Consider the following 17,436-nt stretch of genomic DNA (forward strand, 5'->3'; position numbering starts at 1 on the left):
GCAGCGGCTGCGGCGCTCGCCGGGGCAGCGGCTGCGGCTCTCGCCGGGGTGGCGGCCTGGGCGCTTGCCGGGGCGGGGGCCTGGGCGCTTGCCGGGACGGGGACCGGATCGCCGGTCGCAGCGCTCGCCGGAGCAGCGGCTGCGGCGCTCGCCGGGGCAGCGGCTGCGGCTCTCGCCGGGGTGGCGGCCTGGGCGCTTGCCGGGACGGGGACCGGATCGCCGGTCGCAGCGCTCGCCGGGGCAGTGATAGGGGCGCTCGCCGGGGTGGCGGTGGGGTCGTCGGCCGCGCGGGACTGGGAGAGGTAGCTGTAGGCGGAGGCACGGGAGATGCCGAGTCTGGCGGCGACCTGCTCGACGGCGCGGCGCACGGCGAAGACGCCGTGTTCGTCGAGGCCGCGGAACAGGGCGAGGCGCTGGGTGCGGTCGAGTCCGCCCCAGGGCCGGTCCGGCCCGATCCGGTGGGCGTCGAGGATGGCGTCCACGACGGAGTCGATGTCGTTGCCGAAGGTGGTGACGGGGGGTTCGGCCACGGTGCCGGTGGCTCCGGCGAGGGCGCCGAGCAGGGCGTGGGCCTCGCTCACCGCGGTGACGTCCACGTTGAGGCACAGGGCGCCGAAGACCGCTCCCGTGGAGTCGCGCAGCACCAGGGTCGACGCCTTGACCAGCTTGCCCGAGCGGGCGCGGGTGACGTAGTTCAGCTCGTCCTCGGCCCGGTCGCCGCGGGCGAGGACCCGCATACCGATCTCGCTCATCGCGCCGCCCACCGCCCGCCCGGTCACCGAGCCGGCGACGGCGACGACCGAGTTCTCCGGGTGCCGGTAGTCGTGCAGGACCGCCTCGCAGACCGGCCCGAACGTCGCCGCGATCCCGTCCGCGACAGGACGCAGCGCGGCGAGGATCGCGTCCCTCTCCGCATCCAGAGTCTGTTCCTCCGTCACGCGCCTAGACTAATGGTCCAACTCCTGGACGGAAAGTCCAGGAGGAGAGGTGGTCGTGGGTCGCGGCGTACGTCACCGCCTCCCGGGCGGCGTGGCGGTCGCCGACCGTTTCCCACCAGGGGTGGGTGTGCATCTCCTCGGCGAGGCGCCGGCACCGCTCCCGCGCGTCCACCAGACGCTCCCGCTGATCGCCGGAGATCTCCGCGCGGCCGGCCGCGATGTCCGCGCCGCTGGGCAGATGCGCGGCGATGTCCGCGGCGTGCTCCAGCGCGCGGGTGAAGGTGCGCCGGGCGGCCACCAGGTCACCGGGTATGACGAACTCGCCGACGACGAAGGGCCGGGAGAACTCGGACGGCCCGGGTTCGGTGTGCCACAGCGAGGCGTCGATGGACTGCCCGTCGTCCCGCGCGCGGGTGAGCTCGGACCGTACGCCGTCCTCCGCCCCGTCGGCGCGGGAACGCCCGGTCCGGCCCGCCGCCTCCGCGGGGCGCACACCCGGCCCGCCCGGATCGGGCTCGGGCCGGCCTTCGAGGAACTCCTCCTTGTCGGTGGGGGTGACCCACATATGCCAGCCGCGGCGGCCCGCCGGGTGGGGCAGGTACAGCGAGACCAGCTCGCCCGTCGCCGCGCGCCGGATGACGTCGTCGTAGTAGAGCCCCCGGACCGGCTCCCACAGTGCGTGCCTGCCGCCGCAGCGGCCGGCGCCCTGGCGCGGGCAGGGCACCGGGTTGCCCCAGTCGCAGCGGGACATGTGCAGTTGCTTGATGCCGCCGCGCACCGGCAGGGCGGCACGGTCGGTCACGTCACGCCAGCTCTGTACGTTCAGCCGGGCCCAGGGGGCGCGGTCGATCGGTATCGCGTTCTCGTTGTTGACCAGCCAGAGCGGGGTCAGCCCGGCCCGGCGCGCGATCCGGGTGCGGTCGTCGACGGAACCGCCCGCTATCGCGGCCAGCTGGATTTCATAGGCGAGGCGACGGCTGTCCGCGCCCTCGACCGTGACATCCGCGCGCCCCATTTCCGGTCGGTCTCCCTCCGGCCGGGTCACCCGGAATCCCTCCCCCGCGGCGACCTTCGCCGTGTATTCCCCCAGCGCCTTGTGGAGATCGCTTTCGGCCTTCGTCTCGGGGCGTTCTCCTTTTGCCACATGCATGGCGTGCGGACGGCCGTCGACCTTGCGGATGGTCATGAAGCCCGGGCAGATGAAGCCCTCGTCCTCATGGGCTTCCAGGCAGTAGAGAAGATCCGGTTGGTAATTGCCGTAGATCTCGTCGAGCAGCCGAGGGTATTCGGGATGCCCGAGATCGGCCTCGGTCAGGTCGAGCGTGATGCCGAGGCCCCTGTGCCAGACGCTGTAGGTCATATTGCGAGAGTAGGACGCGGCACTGACAATCGGCCCCGGCGCCAACTCCCGTCGGCGCCGGGGGCCTTTTGCCGGGGGATTTCCGGATCAGGCGACAGGGCCGTCGCGGTCGATGAATCGTCCGGTGCCGGCGCCGGGTTTTTCGGTGGCGAGGCGGACGATCGCGTCGGTGCCCTCGGTGACGGTCTGGGGGCCGGAGTGGCCGTTGAGGTCGGTCGCCGTGTAACCGGGATCGGCGGCGTTGACGCGAATGTCCTTGAAGGCCTTGGCGTATTGAGTGGTCAGCATCGTCAGGGCCGCTTTGGAGGCCGTGTAGAGAGGCGCGATCACCGACGACTCGATTCTCGACGGGTCCTGGGTGAGCGCGAGGGACCCCATTCCGCTGCTGACGTTGACGACGACCGGGTCCGGGGACCGGCGCAGCAGCGGAAGGAACGCGGTGGTCGTGCGGATCACGCCGAAGACGTTGACGTCGAAGACGCTCAGCGCGTCGGCGCCGGTCAGTTCGCCGGGATCGCCGTGGGGGCCGTGCACGCCGGCGTTGTTGATCAGGACGTCGACCACGCCCTCGTGCGCGGCGACGTCGGCGGCGGCCGCCGCGACGGAGGCGTCGTCGGTGACGTCGATGGGGACGAATCGCGCGCCCAGCGCGGCGGCGGCAGCGGCCCCGCGCCCGGGGTCGCGCGCGCCCAGGATCACGGTGTGGCCGAGCGCGACGAGACGGCGTGCGGTCTCGTGGCCGAGCCCCTTGTTGGCTCCGGTGATGAACGTGGTGGTCATGCGTCGATCGTTCAGGGGCCGACGCACCCTGCGCCAGGGAGACGTCGACCGTAGGAAAGGCAGTACCAGGACCACAGGGGGACTTCCAGGCAGGATGGATCGCATGACGGCGAGAGACGGGGTCGGACTGGGCGCGACGATCCGCGCCTGGCGGGAGCGGCTGTCGCCGTCCTCGGTGGGGCTTCCCTCCGGGCCGGGACGACGCGCGGCGGGACTGCGCCGCGAGGAACTCGCCGAACGCGCCGGTGTGTCGGTCGACTACGTGGTGCGGCTGGAGCAGGGGCGGGCCACGACACCCTCCGCCCAGGTGGTCGCGTCCCTGGCGAACGCGCTGCACCTGAGCTCCGCCGAGCGCGACCACCTGCACCGTCTGGCGGGCCTGGCCGCTCCGGACGCCGGAGTCGTGCCCGATACGATCCCGCCCGGCGTCCGGCGCGTGGTCGACCGGCTCGGAGACGTCGCGGTGGCCGTGTTCGCGGCCGACTGGCAGATGCTGTGGTGGAACCCCGGATGGGCGGCGCTGCTCGGCGACCCGGCGCTCGCGCCGCCCGGGCTGCGCAACTTCGCCCGGGAGCGCTTCCCAGTCGGCCCCGACCGTGTCCGCATCGCCCTGTGGCCGGTGCTCGTACGGGACGGCCACACCTCCGACCTGGCCGTCGTCTCCGACCTGCGCCGCGCGGCCGGCCGCTTCCCGCACGACGCCCGGCTGACCGAGCTGATCCAGGTGCTGGTCACCGGCAACGAGACGTTCGCGCGGCTGTGGGCGAGCGGCACGGTGGGCGCGCACCGCGAGGACCGCAAGAGGGTCGAGCATCCCGTCGCCGGTGCCGTGGAGGTGGACTGCGACGTCCTGACCGACGGGGACTCCGAGCTGAAGATCGTGATCCTGTCGGCGGCGTCCGGCGCTGCGAACGCGGCCGCCTTCAGACTCGCCCTGAGCGACCGCGCCGCGGTCGCCACGCCCGCAGCAGGAGCGTGACCGCCGAGCCCGGCCGCTGACCCCCGAGGGCGACGGCACCCGGGGCGACGTCGAACTGACGCGCGAGCCGAGCACGGTCAGGGGCAGGATGCTCGCCGCGCTCCTCCCCCTGGCCGCCCCCGCATCGCTGCGCAAGTCCTTCGCGGGGCCGCTGCAGGCGAGGTGAGCCGTCACCTGTGCGGGAGGGGCCGACAGCATCCGCTGCCGGCCCCTCCCGCACATGGACCCGCGCCCCCCGCCTCAGCAGGTCGCCTCCGCGAGAGGGTGCCGTTCAGTGCCGGGGCGGGGAGACGCAGGTGAAGCTGGAGGCGGCGGCCGGGTCGCCGTGGCCCTTGTAGCGGGACACCCGCGGGTAGCCACACAGGTCGCGGGTGACGCTGTGGCCGTCTGCGTCGATCAGGGTGGCGGGCAGCGTCCTGGGCGCCTTGCCGTGCTCGACCCAGTCGGTCAGCGCGGCGAGACCGTCGGCCGAACCGTCACCGCCGTCGAGTCCGCAGTGGTCGGTGCTGGGGGCGAGGAAGAGGCGGTAGAAGTCGTCGACCTTCTCGGTTCCGCCGAGTTCCCGCTCGACCGTCTGGCGGTACCGCACGGTGCCCTGGGCGGGAATGTACTGGTCGGCGTCGCCGTGCCAGGTCAGCAGCTTGCCGCCGGCCTCGCGGAAGGCCGACAGATCGGGGTCGTCCGTGCCGATGATGTCGTCGTACGCCGCCTGGGACTGCCTGAACAGCCGGGTGAAACGGTCGTAGGTGAGCTGCGTGACGTCGAGGGACGGGTCCTTCGCCACCCACAGCTTCACCCAGGCGGCCGGCACCGGGAACGGCGCGGCCGTGACGTGCCCGTCGGCGTCGGGGTCGGAGTGCCCGGCCAGGGCCCATATGTCGGCGCCGATGGGGACGCCGTACCAGAGCCTCTTCCCGGAGGCGGTGCGCGGACCGTCCCAGATCTTGCGTACGACGGTGGCGTCGGCCGCCGTGACGGTCAACTCCTCGCCCTCGCACGTGACTTTGGTCCCGATCAGCCGGCGTGGGTCGAAGTCGCAGCGGGAGGGGTCGCCGACCAGGCCGTCGCGGACGCCGTCGAGCGAGTCGCAGGCCCTGACGGCGGCCTTGGTGAAGGCGTCGAACTCGCACCGGGACGGGTAGGTCTTCTCGTTGTGCATGACCACCTGCGGCCACAGGGTGGCGACTTCGAACTCGTCCCAGTTGACGGCGGGCGCGTCGGCGAGGATGCCGTCGTAGTCGCCGGGGTGGCGCTGGGCCTCCATGTAGCCCTGGCGGCCGCCGGTGGAGCAGCCGGTGAAGTAGGAGTGGGCGGGGCGCCTGCCGTAGACCGCGCCGACGACCTGCTTGCCGACGACCGCCGCCTCGTGCTGGGAGCGGGAGGCGAAGTTCTTCAGCAGGGCGGTGTCGACCCGGCCCTCGCCGTCCAGCGCCCAGCCGGTGTCCAGGGCGTCACCGACGCCGGCGTCGGTGGTGACGGCGGCGTAGCCGTTCTTGACGGCGGTGCCCAGTCCGACACCGTTGTCACCGGCCAGGTAGGCGGCACCGCCGAGACCCTGGAAGCGGCCGTTCCATCCGCTGACGGGCAGCCAGGTACGCACGGTGGCATGGTCGTTGGCGCCCGGATGGGTGAGGGTCACCGTCACCTCGCAGTAGGCCGGGACCCCGGAGACCGAGCCGCCCAGGACGCCGGAACCGGTGATGGTGCCGCCCTGCCGGCCGGCCGCGGACACGGACTCCACCTCGGTGCCGGCCGGCGCCTTCACGGACGGCGCCGAGCAGCCGAACGGGGCTGCGGCGGCGGAACCCCGTGGCTCCGCCGAGGCGGTCGGCAGGTACAGCGCCGCGGCCAGGGGCACGCCGGCGGCAAGGACGGTGAGAAGTCGTCTCATGGGTTTCCCGTTCGGTAGGTGGGTGTAGGTCCGGCCGCTACGGCGCATGTGCGCGTGCGGCACACGGGCGCGCGCCGATCGCCAACTCAGGCTTGATCAGGGGGCGTTGCGGTCAGCGCGTCGCGCCTTGGGCGTCCTCGCCCGTCCGGCGGCGCTGTTCCTCCCGCAGCCAGCGCGAGTGGTGGCGCTGTGCCCAGGCTCGGCTGACGTGACCGGTGCGCATCCCCAGGCGCGCCTCGGGGTCCGCGAACGCCTTGCGCATGTGGCCGAGGAGGACGAAGGTGATCGCCCAGGCCACGAGGTCGTGCACGAAGATGGCGCTGGTGCGGGACACGAAGGGCAACAGCCCCGTGAACCACATCAGCAGGCCGGTGGACAGCATCACCAGCACGGCGCCGGCGATCCAGCCCGCGTACAGCTTCTGGCCCGCGTTGAACTTGCCGGCCGGGCGCGCCTCGGGTGACGTACGGCGCCTGCGGACGGCGCGCAGCCACTGACGGTCGTACACCGCGAAGCGGTTGAGTCGGCGCAGGTCCGCGCGGAAGGCGGGCGAGAGGAGCCCCAGCAGTGACGGCAGGGGCAGCGCGACGCCGGACCACTCGTGGACCGTGGCCAACAGATGCCTGCGTCCGACGAGTTGGGCCAAAGGTCCGAGGTAGAGACAGGCGGCCGAGACCAGGCACAGCAGCATCAGGTAACCGGTCGCCCGGTGGACCATGCGCTCGGCGGTGCTGAACCGGCGTATCCGGCCCTCGTGTTCAGGCCGCGCCGCCGTGCCGGTCGGCTCCGTCGAGCCAGCCGTCGACCGCATAACCGCGCTCCTCCCAGTATCCGGGGACGACCTTGTCGGTGACCGTGATGCCGGAGAGCCACTTGGCCGACTTGTAGAAGTACATGGGCGCCACGTAGAGGCGGACCGGGCCGCCGTGCGCGTGGGTGATGGGCTTGTCCTGCATGCCGAGTGCCACCAGAACGTCCGACCGGCGGGCCTGTTCCAGAGTGAGGCTCTCGGTGTAGGCGCCGTCGAAGCAGGTGAAGTGGACCGCCGCACCCGGGGAACGCACCCCGGCGGCGTCGAGGAGGTCCGCCAGCGGCACTCCCTCGAAGGGCGTGTCGTCGACGCGCCACCCGTCGGTGCACAGGACGTCGTGGACCACTCGGGTCTGCGGCAGTGCGCGCAGTTCGTCGAGCGTGTAGGTCCGCGGCCGCTCCACCAGCCCGCCGACGCGGAGTTCGTAGTTCGTCTCGTCCTTGTGCGGCACCGAGCCGACGACGCTGTAGTAACGGAAGCCGCCCGGGTCGGGCAGCAGACCGGTCAGGCCGGTGGCGTCGACCTCCGAGGCCGCGGCGAGGAACCCCTCCCAGCCCCGCTGGAGGTACGGCGCGGCGGCGAGCCCCGCCGCACCCGCTCCGAGCATGCCCAGCATCGCCCGCCGCCCGACCGGAGCGCCCCCGGTCCGGGGCCGCGGCTTCGCCTTCGGCCTCGGCTTCGGCTTCGGCTTCGGCTTCGGCTTCTCCGCCATGATCCGCGCTCCCTCGCTGTCAGCGGCCGGGGGCGCGCTCGGTGATCTCCTGCAGGAACCACTCGTTGCCGTCGGGGTCCTTGAAGGCGGCGAAGGTGCCGTAGCTGGCCCGCTCGGGGTGCACGCCGGCCACCCGGCCCATGTCGCCGGCGTGGTGGAAGGCGCCGGTCTCGTCACGGAACGGACCGGACACCTCCACGCCGCGCGAGGCGAGCTCCTCCTGGGCCTCGAGGATGTCCGTGACGGTCAGTTGGAGGCCGTGGAGTGTGCCCGCCTCCTGCTCGGTGAGGCCCTCACCGAAGATGATCGAGCACGCGGAGCCCGGCGGGGTCACCTGCACGATCCGGTAGCCGTCGTTGATGGGGAAGTCCGCGTCGAGGCGCCAGCCGAGCCGCTCCACGTAGAAGCCCTTGGCACGGTCGACGTCACCGACGGGCAGGACGACGACTTCGAGCTTCATGTCCATGAATGTGATCTCACTTTCGATGGTGGCGCGGATGCGCGGGGTGGTTACAGACCCAGGTCGAGGGCGAGGCAGGAGTAGTACTTCCAGGACCCCTCCGGGTCGTACGACGCGTTCACCGCGCCGGCCGGAGCAGCCTCGACCGCCTCGGTCATGTCCTCGAAGCGGATGCGCTCGGGGAGCTTGCCGAAGCGCGCGTGCCGTACCGCCGCCTCGGCGGCTTCCGTGGTGAGCCCCTTGTTCATGACCGTGCTCCACTTCGTCGTTCGTGGACGGCGTCCGGGCCTGTCGCCTCGGACGTTCATCAGCATGCCCAGCACCGCGTCACCTGTCAAGCCGGTGACGAACACTGAGGGCGCGCACTCAGGGCAGGTGAAATGACGTCACACTTCCGTAAGAAGAAACCGCCCTGACGGGTTACGCATGGACGCGTTCGGGTCAGACGGTGATGGTCTTGTACTCGGTGTAGGTGCCGAGCCCGACAGCCCCGTACTCGCGGCCGATGCCGCTGGCCTTGAAGCCGCCGAAGGGGCCGTCGAAGGCGATGGAGGCCCCGTTGACGGTGACGGTGCCCGTGCGCAGGCGGCGGGCGACCGCCAGGGCGTGTTCCTCGTCGGCGGACCAGACGCCGCCGGACAGGCCGTACTCGGAGTCGTCGGCGATGCGGACGGCGTCGTCCTCGTCGTCGTAGGCGATGACGACCAGGACGGGGCCGAAGATCTCCTCCTGCGCGATCCGCATGGAGTTGTCGACGTCGGCGAAGACGGTGGGGGTGACGTAGTTGCCCCTCTCCAGGCCCTCGGGGAGCTGCGGACCGCCGGTGACCAGGCGGGCGCCCTCCTCGATGCCGAGCCGGATGTAGTCGCGCACGCGCTCCTGCTGGTCGGGGCGGATCATCGGGCCGATGAAGGTGTCGGGGTCGCTGGGATCGCCCACCTTCAGCGATTCGACGAGCTCCTTCAGCGCGGTCACGACCTCCTCGTACCGGCTGCGCGGGGCGAGGACGCGGGTCTGGGCGATGCAGGACTCGCCGTTGTTGAGCAGGGAGCCGAACCGCAGACCCGCGACGGCCTTGGCGAGGTCGGCGTCGGGAAGGATGATCGCGGCCGACTTGCCGCCCAGTTCCAGGCTGACCCGCTTGAGCTGCTCGCCCGCGATGGCGGCGATGCGGCGGCCGGCCCGCGTCGAGCCGGTGAACGCGATCTTGTCGACCTCCCGGTGCGAGATCAGGTACTCGCTGGTCTCCCGGTCGGCAGGCAGCACGCTGATCACCCCTTCGGGCAGGCCCACGCGCTCCAGCAGTTCGGCGAGGAAGCCCATGCTCAGCGAGTTCTCCGGAGACACCTTCAGCACCACGGAGTTGCCCGCGAGCAGCGCGGGGATGATCTTCGCGGTGGCCGAGGAGAAGGGCGAGTTCCACGGGATCACCGCGGCCACGACGCCGACCGCCTCGCGGCGCACCACACTGCGCACGGGAGACGACGGGTCGGAGGGGACGAGCGTCTCCTCCCAGGCGAACTCCTCGGCCGCCTTCAGGTAGGCGTTCGCCTGGCGGGTCAGGCCCGGCTGCCCGGCGCGCGTGAACCAGCCGGCCGACCCGTTCTCCAGCGAGATCAGGTGCGCGATCCTCTCCGCGTTCTCCTCGCGCAGCGCGTTGAACCGCCTCAGGACCGCGATGCGCCGCTCCGGCGGGGCCAGACGCCATTCGCCCTTCTCGAAGGACGTGCGCGCCGCGGCGAGCGCCCGGTCGATGTCCGCCGGCCGCGCCTGCGCGGCGCGTCCGATCACCGACCGGTCGTGCGGGGAGGCGATGTCGAGCAGCTCCGGACTGTCCGGCCGGACCCAGGAACCTCCGACGAAGAGCCTGTCGTAGATGATCATGTGCTTCCTCCGGCTTCCCGTACGTCGACGCCCTGCGCGTGACAGGCGACATCATCAACTGTCACATCAGAGTAGCACTTCTGCTGCTTAGCTCATCTTGAGCGTGCGTAAAACCGGGATCGGGGCGAACACGGGCCGACCCCCGGGCGAAGGGCGCCCGGGGGTCGGTCGGATACTGCGGGATCGAGGCGGTCAGGCCTCGGCGCGCTTGGGAAGGCGCCAGTTCGGGCGCGGGAAGTGGCAGGTGTAGCCGTCCGGGTAGCGCTGGAGGTAGTCCTGGTGCTCCGGCTCCGCCTCCCAGAACGGGCCGGCCGGCACCACCTCGGTCACCACCGGACCCGGCCACAGGCCGGACGCGTCGACGTCGGCGATGGTGTCCTCGGCGACGCGGCGCTGCTCCTCGTCGAAGTAGAAGATCGCGGAGCGGTAGCTGGCACCGATGTCGTTGCCCTGCCGGTTCCTCGTGCTCGGGTCGTGGATCTGGAAGAAGTACTCCAGGATCGTGCGGTAGTCGGTGACCGTGGGATCGAAGGTGATCTCGATCGACTCCGCGTGCTTTCCGTGGTCGCGATAGGTGGCGTTGGGCTTGTCGTTGTCGCCGCTGTAGCCCACCCGCGTGCGGGTCACCCCGGGCAGCGCCCTGATCAGCTCCTGCATACCCCAGAAGCAGCCGCCCGCCAGCAGCGCCCTCTCCTCGGCGTCGCTCATGGCACCTCACCTTTCCGTTCGCGTCGTTCGCGCAGGGCTCCAGGCTCGCACGTCGGCGGCCCGAGCAGCTCCACATTCGTCACCATCTTGGCAGGTGACAACCTGCGTGACAGATTCGTCACCCGCCGAAGCGGTGACGAATCCGGCAGAGCCGAAACGTCGCGAGAGCCGGGAAAAATTCCCGCCTTCCTGAGGGGACCCCAACGTCAAGGCCCTGGGCTACGTCGCCGCCTCCGGGCCATCGCCCGCTGATCCCGTCCAAGGGCGGCGGACGCAACACCCCGCCGCCCTCGGACGCCGTCAACTGCCGCCTCCCTCATGGCCGTTGGGCGGCGTGGCCGGCGCCCCGGCGACACCCCTACGAACGCGCCGACGCCACCGACGGGCGCCCGGATTTCTCGACGGCCACGGGGTCGCCCTGGCCCGAGGCCGCGGTCGGGTCGTCGGTCTTCCGCGTCGGCTTCAGGAAGAGAGCCGACAGGACGCCGAGGGCGACGGTGGGCGCGATCCACAGGTAGCCGGTGGCCGTGGCGTGGGCGAAGGCGTCCAGTGCGCTGTCGCGCAGGGCGCCGGGCAGTCGGCCGATGGTGTCGGGGCGGGTCGCGTCGAAGCCGCCGCCGGTCGGCAGGGCGCGGGTGCGGTCGGCGAAGCCGGTGTTGAGGAGGGTGCCGAAGACGGCGACTCCGAAGGCAGCGCCGATGGAGCGGGCGAAGGTGACGACGGCACTGGCGGCGCCCAGGTCGGCCGCGGGCACGCTGTTCTGGACGGTGGTCAGCACGACCATGGGCACCATGCCGATGCCGACACCGGTGATGAGGAAGTACACGCTCAGCACCAGGGTGTCGGTGGCCGCCCCGATGGTGCCGAGCAGGAGCAGCCCGGCGAGGTTGGCGAGCAGACCCACGAGCAGGATGGCCCGCAGCCGCTCGACGTGGGCGGCCCAGCGCCCGGCCAGGGACTGGCTGATGACCAGTCCGGCGACGAGCGGCAGCATGTGGACGCCGGAGAGCGTCGCCGAGACGCCGTGCACGATCTGGAGGTACGTCGGCAGGTAGACCAGGACCGCGAACATCGCGGCGTTGGCGAGGAAGCCGATCAGCGAGGAGAGCACCACCGTCCGGGAGGCGAACATCGCCGGCGGCAGGACCGGCGCGGTGGCGCGGCGCTCGACCGGGACCAGCAGCACGGCCGGCGCGACGGTGGCGGCGATCAGGCCGACGATGGCCGGTGAGCCCCAGCCCCAGCGTTCGCCGAAGGACGTGACGAGGACCAGTCCGGTGGCGATCGCGGCCAGCAGGGTGGCGCCGGGGTAGTCGATGCGGGCCCGGGTGCCCCTGGTGGCGGCGGGCAGCGCTCGCGCGGCGATGGCGAGGGCGACGAGGCCGACGGGCAGGTTGACGAGGAAGGCCCACCGCCAGGACAGCTGGTCGGTGAAGATGCCGCCCAGCAGGGGGCCGACGATGCTGGCGACACCGTAGACCGAGCCGAACAGGCCCTGGTAGCGGCCGCGTTCGCTCGGGGCGACGATGTCGCCGACGAGGGCGAAGGTCAGCACGATCATGCCGCCGCCTCCGACGCCCTGGAGGACGCGGGCGCCGATGAGCTCGGCAAGGTTCTGGGCCAGGCCGCAGGCCACCGAAGCGATCAGGAAGATCGAGGTGGAGGCCAGGTACAGCCGCTTGCGGCCGAACATGTCGCCGAGCTTGCCCCACAGCGGGGTGACCGCCGTCGACGCGAGCAGGTAGGCGGCGCTGACCCAGGCGATGTCGTCGAAGCCGTTCAGGTCCTCGGCTATCCGGGGCAGGGCGGTGGAGACGATCGTCTGATCCAGGGCCGCGAGAAGGACCGCGAGGACCAGCGCGCTCATCGCTGCGGCGACACCGCTCGCCTTGGACGTGGAGGACTTGGCTGCATACGACATCGGAAACACACCTCTCCGGGAAGCTCAAGGATCTGGCACTACCAGCGCATATCTGTCACTTGAATGTAGCACTTAGGACGCATGTCTCTACTCCCGAGAGGCGTTAGATGTCTCAGGCATCACATTCCGCCACTAGACTCGGTGCGGTGAGAGCCGACGCAGCGCGCAATCTGGAAGCCGTCCTGACCACCGGCGCACGTATGCTCGCCGCCGACCCCGGCGCGAGCATCGCGAGCATCGCCGCCGAGGCAGGGGTCGACCGGCGCACCGTCTACCGCCGCTTCGCCTCCCGGGAGGACCTCCTCACGGCCATCTACGAGGCACGCCTGACGGCGATCGAAAGCGCCATCGAAGAGGCGCGGCTGCGCGAGGCGCCCGTGGCCGTCGCCCTGCACCGCTACGTAGAGAACATCATCGCCGTCAACCGCACCTGGCCCGTCGACCTCGCCCGCATGCTCGCCGACGACAGCGTCCACGCCCGCCGCGACGCGGCCGTCGAGGAGGTCGACGCCTTCCTGCGGCGCGCCACCGAGGAAGGCCTCCTGCGGCCGGGGCTCCCGCAGGGCTGGGCGAGCGCGCTGCTGCCCCAGCTGATGCACCTGGTCTCCCGGCAACTGCCCGAACTGAGCGCGGGACAGGCGGCGGACGTCGTCGTCGACACCCTCCTCAACGGCCTCGGGACGTCCTGACACACCGACGGCCCTCGGGAACACCTGGGTCCAGGCGTTCCCGAGGGTCGTCGGGCGCTGCTCATTCCATGTTCTGCGGAGCCGTCTGCGCTCCGGGCGCCTGCTGTACGTCCTTCTCCCCCGCCGGACGCCGGGCGGCGGCCTCACGAGGCGGCGACACGGTTCCGGGCAGACGGACGCGACGGAGTCTGGACGGCTCGTTGGCGGAGTCGGAGTGGGTCAAGGCTTCTCCCCTCGGTGCGTGCTCCGACCAACCGACGACGCCACCGGCGCATTCCGCCGCGCACCGATCCGGACCCGGCAGACATCAGAAGCCAGACGTCAGACGCCAGACGCCAGACGCCAGACGTCAGAAGTCAGATCAGCCGGCCAGCCGGTGCGGATGCGCGGGGTACACGCCGAGGATGCGTACCTCGGTGGAGAAGAAGCGCAGCTCGTGCAGGGCGAGGGCGATGCGCTCGTCGTCGGGGTGCCCCTCGATCTCGACGTAGAAGCGGCTGGCGTTGAGGCCCGCGCCCATCTGGTAGCTCTCGATCTTGGTGAGGTTCACGCCGCTGGTGGCGAACCCGCCGAGCGCCTTGTACAGGGCGCTGGGGATGTTGCGGACGCTGAAGAACAGACTCGTCATCGTCGGCTCTCCGGTGGGCGGGGCAAGGACGGCTTCCCGGGAGAGGACGACGAAGCGCGTGGTGTTGTCCGGGTCGTCCTCGACCTCGGCACGCAGCACCTCGAGACCGTAGAGCTCCGCCGCGGCGGGCGGAGCGAGCGCCGCGTGCCGGGGGTCGCCCAGTTCGGCCACCTCACGGGCCGCCCCGGCGGTGTCGTCGCTGACGAGGGTGCGCCAGCCGCCCTCCCGCAGCACCTTGCGGCACTGCCCCAGAGCGTGCACATGACTGCGTACGCACTCCACCTGGTCGAGGGTGGCGCCGGGCACGCCCATCAGGTCGAAGCGGATGGCGAGGAAGTACTCGGCGACGATGAACAGGCCGGACTCCGGCAGCAGGTGGTGCACGTCGGCGACGCGACCGGCCGCGGAGTTGTCGACCGGGATGACGGCGACGTCGGCGGTGCCGAGCGTCACGGCGTCCAGGGCCTGTTCGAAGCTCGTGCAGGGCAGGTGCCCGGCGTCGGGGTAGAGGGCGCGCGCGGCGGTCGCCGAGTTGGATCCGGGTTCACCCTGATATGCGGCGGTCGTCACCGTGGTTCAGCCTTCCTGAGGGCAGGTCGTGTCGTGGGGCAGCGGAAGATCCGTCGCATACCGCACCGACCAAGTATCGGCGACGACGCCGCGTTCCCGTTCATCACGGAGCGCCGGGAGGGACTTTCACCCGGTGCGGGCGCATACGGCCGGCGGCAATGGCTGGGATGCCCGCGACATCGACCGTGTATCGAGGAGCGCCTACCTCTCCCAGCGGCTGGACCTGCCGGACCTCAACCGCACGGTCGCGGAGAGCTTCGCCGTGTTCACCCCGGGGCGGCCGGAGGCGGAGCGGACGAACCTGCTCGCGCGGTTCCTCTTCCGGGGCCCGCGTGCCCACCTGCCGGTCGAGGTGCTGTCCGGCGGAGAGCGGCTGCGCGCCACGCCGGCCTGCGCCCTGTGCGCCGAACCGGCCCCGCACCCGCTGCTGCTCGCCGAGCCCACCAAGAGGTGCGACGGAGCGCCGGACGGTAGGACGGCACTCCTTGCACCTCCCCCCGGTCACCTGTCAAAATGGTGACGTGAATCTCGATCATGTCTTCGTGTGCGGCCACCCGGCTCTGGACTTCGCGGCCACGCTCCGGGCCCGGCGCTCGGCCCGTTTCGAGATGTTCGTGACACCGGACCGGTTGAACGCGTGGTACGTGGAGTCCGGGCTCGTGGACACGATCACCCCCGGCGTCGAGGACGACGTCCACGAGGCGACCACCGTGCGCGAGGCCATCTACCGGCTGGTGACCGACCGCCGACTCGGTGAGGGCTTCGACCGGCAGGCGCTCGCCGTGCTCAACGCCGCCGCGCGCAAGACGCCCGTCACCCCCCAGCTCACCCTGTCCGGCAGGCACACCGAGGCCACGCCCGAGCAGGCCCTGGCCACCGTCGCCCGGCAGGCCGTGGAGCTGCTCAGCGGCCCCGACGTGCCCCTGATGAAGGAATGCGGCAACCCGGAATGCACCCGGGTCTACATCGACCGCTCCCGGGGCATGCGACGCCAGTGGTGCGGCATGGAGTCGTGCGGCAACAAGATCAAGGCCGCCGCCTACCGCGCCCGGAAGAAGACCGCCCCCGGCGCGGCCGCCCACTGAAGCGCGACCGTCCACTGATGCACGGCCACCCACTGAAGCGCGACCGTCCACTGAGGCGGACCTCCCCCGGACGGACGCCCGGGTGCGACGCGGCCGCGGTCCTCGACCGCCTGCCGGTCAGCGGGCGGGCGGAGGGGCCGCCGGGAGGTGCGCCGTGGTGATCGTCATCGGTGTTCCGGTGACGGCGATCAGGTAGGTCTTGGCACGGCCGCTCGGCACGGGGCGGAAGCCGCCCGGGGGTTCGACGACGTAGAGGGCCGAGGCGTGCGGTGCCAGCGTGGCGGGGCCGGAGGCGATGGTCCACCAGTTGGAGGCGCCCTGGCCCCGGCGGCTGGCGAAGTGCGGGGAGAGCGGCGTTCCCGTCGTGTTGACGGCCCGCAGGCGGACGGCGGTGATGCCGACGCGTGAGCCGTGCTGGGCGTAGCGGGGGGCGAGGCTCATGTGCAGGGGCGGCGGGCTCGCGGCGGCGACGATCACGCACACGACGGCGGGGGTGAGCAGCACGGCCGCCAGGGCGGCCTTCGCCCGCCGGCCGGTGACGTGCGGCAGCCGCGGCTGCCAGGCGGTGGCGAACGCGGCCGCCGGGACGGTCGCCGCGGCCGCCAGCCACAGCGGAGTCATCATCAGGAAGTAGCCGTCCTGGGAGCGCGTGGCCGCGTAGAACGCGATCCACGGCAGCACGGTGACGGCCGGGCCCACGCGCCGCACGAACAGCAGCGTGACGGCGAGCAGGCCGAGCAGCAGCAGCTGGCTGCCGTAGGAGTAGTAGTCGAGGCGGCTGCTGCCGTCGGTGAAGTAGTAGGAGAGTCCCATCACGCCCTGCCCGTGCAGGATCGCCTTCTGCTGGAGCGGCAGGAGAATGCCGTCCAGCCAGGCCGAGAACCCCTCCGCGGCGAAGTAGGCGTTGACGGCGCACCAGGTCAGGGCGGCGGTGGCGGCGTAACGGGCGGTCACGGCCAGGGCGCGCCGGGGGCCGAGTTCGCCGCGCCGGACGGCGTACAGGCCGATCAGCAGGAAGGGCGCCAGGAACCAGGCGAGCTGCTGGGCGGCGCAGGCGGCGCCGAGACAGGCCGCGCGCAGCACGCCGCCCGGCCCGAGGTGCCCGCCCCGGCCCGTGTCGGGCCAGCGGACCACCACGGGCACCAAGAGCGCGAGAGCCGTGACGGCGGGGTAGCCGAGGTAGGCGTAGTGCGGCAGGAAGCCGAAGCCGAGGCAGACGGCGGTGGCTGCGGAGCGCCAGTGAGCCGGCAGCAGCACCCACAGGAGAACGGAGGAGAGCAGGAGCGCGGAGGTGGTGACCAGGGTGGCGGCCGCCGTGGAGTGGACGACGGCGTGCACGGGTGCCGCGAGCAGCGCCGTCAGCGGCGGATAGCCGTAGGTGACGTCCGCGCCGCCCGACATGGTCTTGGTGATCCCGACGCGCGGGGTGCCGAACAGCCACGGCCACGGCCGGCCGTACACCGGGCGGCCGTGCAGGATCTCGTTCGCCGCCTGAGCGGTCAGCACGCCCTCGTCGCTGCCCATGTGGTCCAGCACGTAGCCGCACGTCACCAGCACCACCGCCGTGACCAGGACGGCCGCGTCGACCCGGATCAGCGCGCGGCGGGTGCGCACGGTCAGCGCGAGAACGGCGCAGACGAGGATCGAGGCGTAGCAGACCGAGATGATCCCGGCGACGGCCGGGCGCGAGAGCATCGCGTCGGTCCAGGCCGCACGCGTGCCAATGAACAGGCTGATCGTGGCGACCAGGGTCATGCCCCGGTGCAGCTGCCGGGGCGCGGTCTCCGGTACGCCACGCGCGCGGGCCGGGGGCGAGGGCGGCGCCACCGGTTCCGTGGCGGTACGGCGCCGCATCCCGACGCTCGTTCCGGCGCGGTAGGTGCCAGCCATGAACCGCCTCCTCTGTCTCGCCCCCATTGGGCGGCAGTCACGGACGTCCGGCCACCCGAGATCCGTCGAGCGCGTCCCGCGGGAGACGAGCCGGCGCGCGAGGTTCCGCAGGACCGGGGGCCCGCCGGCC

At 71.9% G+C, this 17,436-nt stretch carries 15 protein-coding genes and 2 pseudogenes; 4 read left to right on the forward strand and 13 right to left on the reverse strand.

Annotated elements, in window-relative coordinates:
• Nucleotides 1–266 precede the first annotated feature (266 nt).
• The 3 genes and pseudogenes from M8J74_RS35300 to M8J74_RS35310 all read right to left on the reverse strand — a co-directional run.
• A pseudogene (locus M8J74_RS35300) lies at nucleotides 267–938 on the reverse strand (helix-turn-helix transcriptional regulator); the annotation flags it as partial.
• A 4-nt stretch (nucleotides 939–942) separates the two neighbouring features.
• On the reverse strand, nucleotides 943–2,298 hold the full coding sequence (locus tag M8J74_RS35305; protein WP_249840338.1) for a DUF8825 domain-containing protein: 1,356 nt from the start codon (nucleotides 2,296–2,298) through the stop codon (nucleotides 943–945).
• Between the two features lie 87 nt (nucleotides 2,299–2,385).
• Complete coding sequence (locus M8J74_RS35310; protein WP_058921467.1) at nucleotides 2,386–3,078, reverse strand: SDR family NAD(P)-dependent oxidoreductase; 693 nt, start codon at nucleotides 3,076–3,078, stop codon at nucleotides 2,386–2,388.
• Nucleotides 3,079–3,181: 103 nt separating this feature from the next.
• On the opposite strand from M8J74_RS35310, the gene M8J74_RS35315 reads away from it, so the two are divergent.
• Nucleotides 3,182–4,057, forward strand: coding sequence for a helix-turn-helix transcriptional regulator (locus M8J74_RS35315; protein WP_372500367.1), 876 nt, complete (start codon nucleotides 3,182–3,184; stop codon nucleotides 4,055–4,057).
• Nucleotides 4,058–4,328: 271 nt separating this feature from the next.
• Here M8J74_RS35315 and M8J74_RS35320 read toward each other — a convergent pair whose 3' ends face one another.
• From M8J74_RS35320 to M8J74_RS35355, 8 genes are all read right to left on the reverse strand, one after another.
• A complete protein-coding gene (locus M8J74_RS35320; RefSeq protein ID WP_249840340.1) occupies nucleotides 4,329–5,948 on the reverse strand; it encodes a tannase/feruloyl esterase family alpha/beta hydrolase in 1,620 nt (539 codons plus the stop codon).
• Between the two features lie 112 nt (nucleotides 5,949–6,060).
• On the reverse strand, nucleotides 6,061–6,759 hold the full coding sequence (locus M8J74_RS35325; protein ID WP_249840341.1) for a cytochrome b/b6 domain-containing protein: 699 nt from the start codon (nucleotides 6,757–6,759) through the stop codon (nucleotides 6,061–6,063).
• Entirely contained in the window at nucleotides 6,707–7,375 is a 669-nt protein-coding gene (locus M8J74_RS35330) for a molybdopterin-dependent oxidoreductase (RefSeq protein ID WP_249840367.1), read from the reverse strand. The genes M8J74_RS35325 and M8J74_RS35330 overlap by 53 nt, the downstream gene beginning before the upstream one ends.
• Nucleotides 7,376–7,490: 115 nt before the next feature.
• Nucleotides 7,491–7,937 (reverse strand): VOC family protein, encoded by a 447-nt coding sequence (locus M8J74_RS35335; RefSeq protein ID WP_249840342.1) that lies wholly within the window; start codon nucleotides 7,935–7,937, stop codon nucleotides 7,491–7,493.
• Nucleotides 7,938–7,981: 44 nt separating this feature from the next.
• Nucleotides 7,982–8,179 (reverse strand): hypothetical protein, encoded by a 198-nt coding sequence (locus M8J74_RS35340; protein WP_249840343.1) that lies wholly within the window; start codon nucleotides 8,177–8,179, stop codon nucleotides 7,982–7,984.
• A gap of 193 nt (nucleotides 8,180–8,372) precedes the next feature.
• Nucleotides 8,373–9,815 carry an aldehyde dehydrogenase gene (locus tag M8J74_RS35345; protein ID WP_249840344.1) on the reverse strand — a complete coding sequence of 481 codons (1,443 nt, stop codon included), beginning with the start codon at nucleotides 9,813–9,815 and terminating at the stop codon, nucleotides 8,373–8,375.
• 192 nt (nucleotides 9,816–10,007) lie between these two features.
• Nucleotides 10,008–10,523, reverse strand: coding sequence for a peptide-methionine (S)-S-oxide reductase MsrA (gene msrA / locus M8J74_RS35350; RefSeq protein WP_249840345.1), 516 nt, complete (start codon nucleotides 10,521–10,523; stop codon nucleotides 10,008–10,010).
• Between the two features lie 358 nt (nucleotides 10,524–10,881).
• A complete protein-coding gene (locus M8J74_RS35355; RefSeq protein WP_249840346.1) occupies nucleotides 10,882–12,444 on the reverse strand; it encodes an MDR family MFS transporter in 1,563 nt (520 codons plus the stop codon).
• 200 nt (nucleotides 12,445–12,644) lie between these two features.
• Here M8J74_RS35355 and M8J74_RS35360 point away from each other — a divergent pair, with 200 nt between their 5' ends.
• Entirely contained in the window at nucleotides 12,645–13,133 is a 489-nt protein-coding gene (locus tag M8J74_RS35360) for a TetR/AcrR family transcriptional regulator (RefSeq protein WP_249840368.1), read from the forward strand.
• A 361-nt stretch (nucleotides 13,134–13,494) separates the two neighbouring features.
• On the opposite strand, the gene M8J74_RS35365 is transcribed toward M8J74_RS35360, so the two are convergent.
• Complete coding sequence (locus tag M8J74_RS35365; protein ID WP_249840347.1) at nucleotides 13,495–14,331, reverse strand: prephenate dehydratase; 837 nt, start codon at nucleotides 14,329–14,331, stop codon at nucleotides 13,495–13,497.
• A 190-nt stretch (nucleotides 14,332–14,521) separates the two neighbouring features.
• Between M8J74_RS35365 and M8J74_RS35370 the strand changes: the two are divergent.
• A pseudogene (locus M8J74_RS35370) lies at nucleotides 14,522–14,788 on the forward strand (ABC transporter ATP-binding protein); the annotation flags it as partial.
• A gap of 64 nt (nucleotides 14,789–14,852) precedes the next feature.
• Nucleotides 14,853–15,416, forward strand: a complete 564-nt coding sequence (locus M8J74_RS35375) for a CGNR zinc finger domain-containing protein (RefSeq protein WP_249840348.1) — start codon at nucleotides 14,853–14,855, stop codon at nucleotides 15,414–15,416.
• Nucleotides 15,417–15,533: 117 nt separating this feature from the next.
• Here the strand turns inward: M8J74_RS35375 and M8J74_RS35380 are convergent, their stop codons facing one another.
• Complete coding sequence (locus M8J74_RS35380; RefSeq protein WP_308406169.1) at nucleotides 15,534–17,306, reverse strand: hypothetical protein; 1,773 nt, start codon at nucleotides 17,304–17,306, stop codon at nucleotides 15,534–15,536.
• Between the last annotated feature and the right edge of the window lie 130 nt (nucleotides 17,307–17,436).

Origin of the sequence: Streptomyces panaciradicis (assembly GCF_023516615.1) — a bacterium.
GTDB classification, from domain to species: Bacteria; Actinomycetota; Actinomycetes; order Streptomycetales; family Streptomycetaceae; genus Streptomyces; species Streptomyces panaciradicis.

Excerpts from the sequence above, each read along its gene's own strand:
- M8J74_RS35305 (WP_249840338.1), bottom strand. The coding sequence starts at position 2,298 with ATGACCTACAGCGTCTGGCACAGGGGCCTCGGCATCACGCTCGACCTG.
- M8J74_RS35310 (WP_058921467.1), bottom strand. The coding sequence starts at position 3,078 with ATGACCACCACGTTCATCACCGGAGCCAACAAGGGGCTCGGCCACGAG.
- M8J74_RS35315 (WP_372500367.1), top strand. The coding sequence starts at position 3,182 with ATGACGGCGAGAGACGGGGTCGGACTGGGCGCGACGATCCGCGCCTGG.
- M8J74_RS35320 (WP_249840340.1), bottom strand. The coding sequence starts at position 5,948 with ATGAGACGACTTCTCACCGTCCTTGCCGCCGGCGTGCCCCTGGCCGCG.
- M8J74_RS35325 (WP_249840341.1), bottom strand. The coding sequence starts at position 6,759 with ATGCGGTCGACGGCTGGCTCGACGGAGCCGACCGGCACGGCGGCGCGG.
- M8J74_RS35330 (WP_249840367.1), bottom strand. The coding sequence starts at position 7,375 with ATGCTGGGCATGCTCGGAGCGGGTGCGGCGGGGCTCGCCGCCGCGCCG.
- M8J74_RS35335 (WP_249840342.1), bottom strand. The coding sequence starts at position 7,937 with ATGGACATGAAGCTCGAAGTCGTCGTCCTGCCCGTCGGTGACGTCGAC.
- M8J74_RS35340 (WP_249840343.1), bottom strand. The coding sequence starts at position 8,179 with ATGAACAAGGGGCTCACCACGGAAGCCGCCGAGGCGGCGGTACGGCAC.
- M8J74_RS35345 (WP_249840344.1), bottom strand. The coding sequence starts at position 9,815 with ATGATCATCTACGACAGGCTCTTCGTCGGAGGTTCCTGGGTCCGGCCG.
- msrA (WP_249840345.1), bottom strand. The coding sequence starts at position 10,523 with ATGAGCGACGCCGAGGAGAGGGCGCTGCTGGCGGGCGGCTGCTTCTGG.
- M8J74_RS35355 (WP_249840346.1), bottom strand. The coding sequence starts at position 12,444 with ATGTCGTATGCAGCCAAGTCCTCCACGTCCAAGGCGAGCGGTGTCGCC.
- M8J74_RS35360 (WP_249840368.1), top strand. The coding sequence starts at position 12,645 with ATGCTCGCCGCCGACCCCGGCGCGAGCATCGCGAGCATCGCCGCCGAG.
- M8J74_RS35380 (WP_308406169.1), bottom strand. The coding sequence starts at position 17,306 with ATGGCTGGCACCTACCGCGCCGGAACGAGCGTCGGGATGCGGCGCCGT.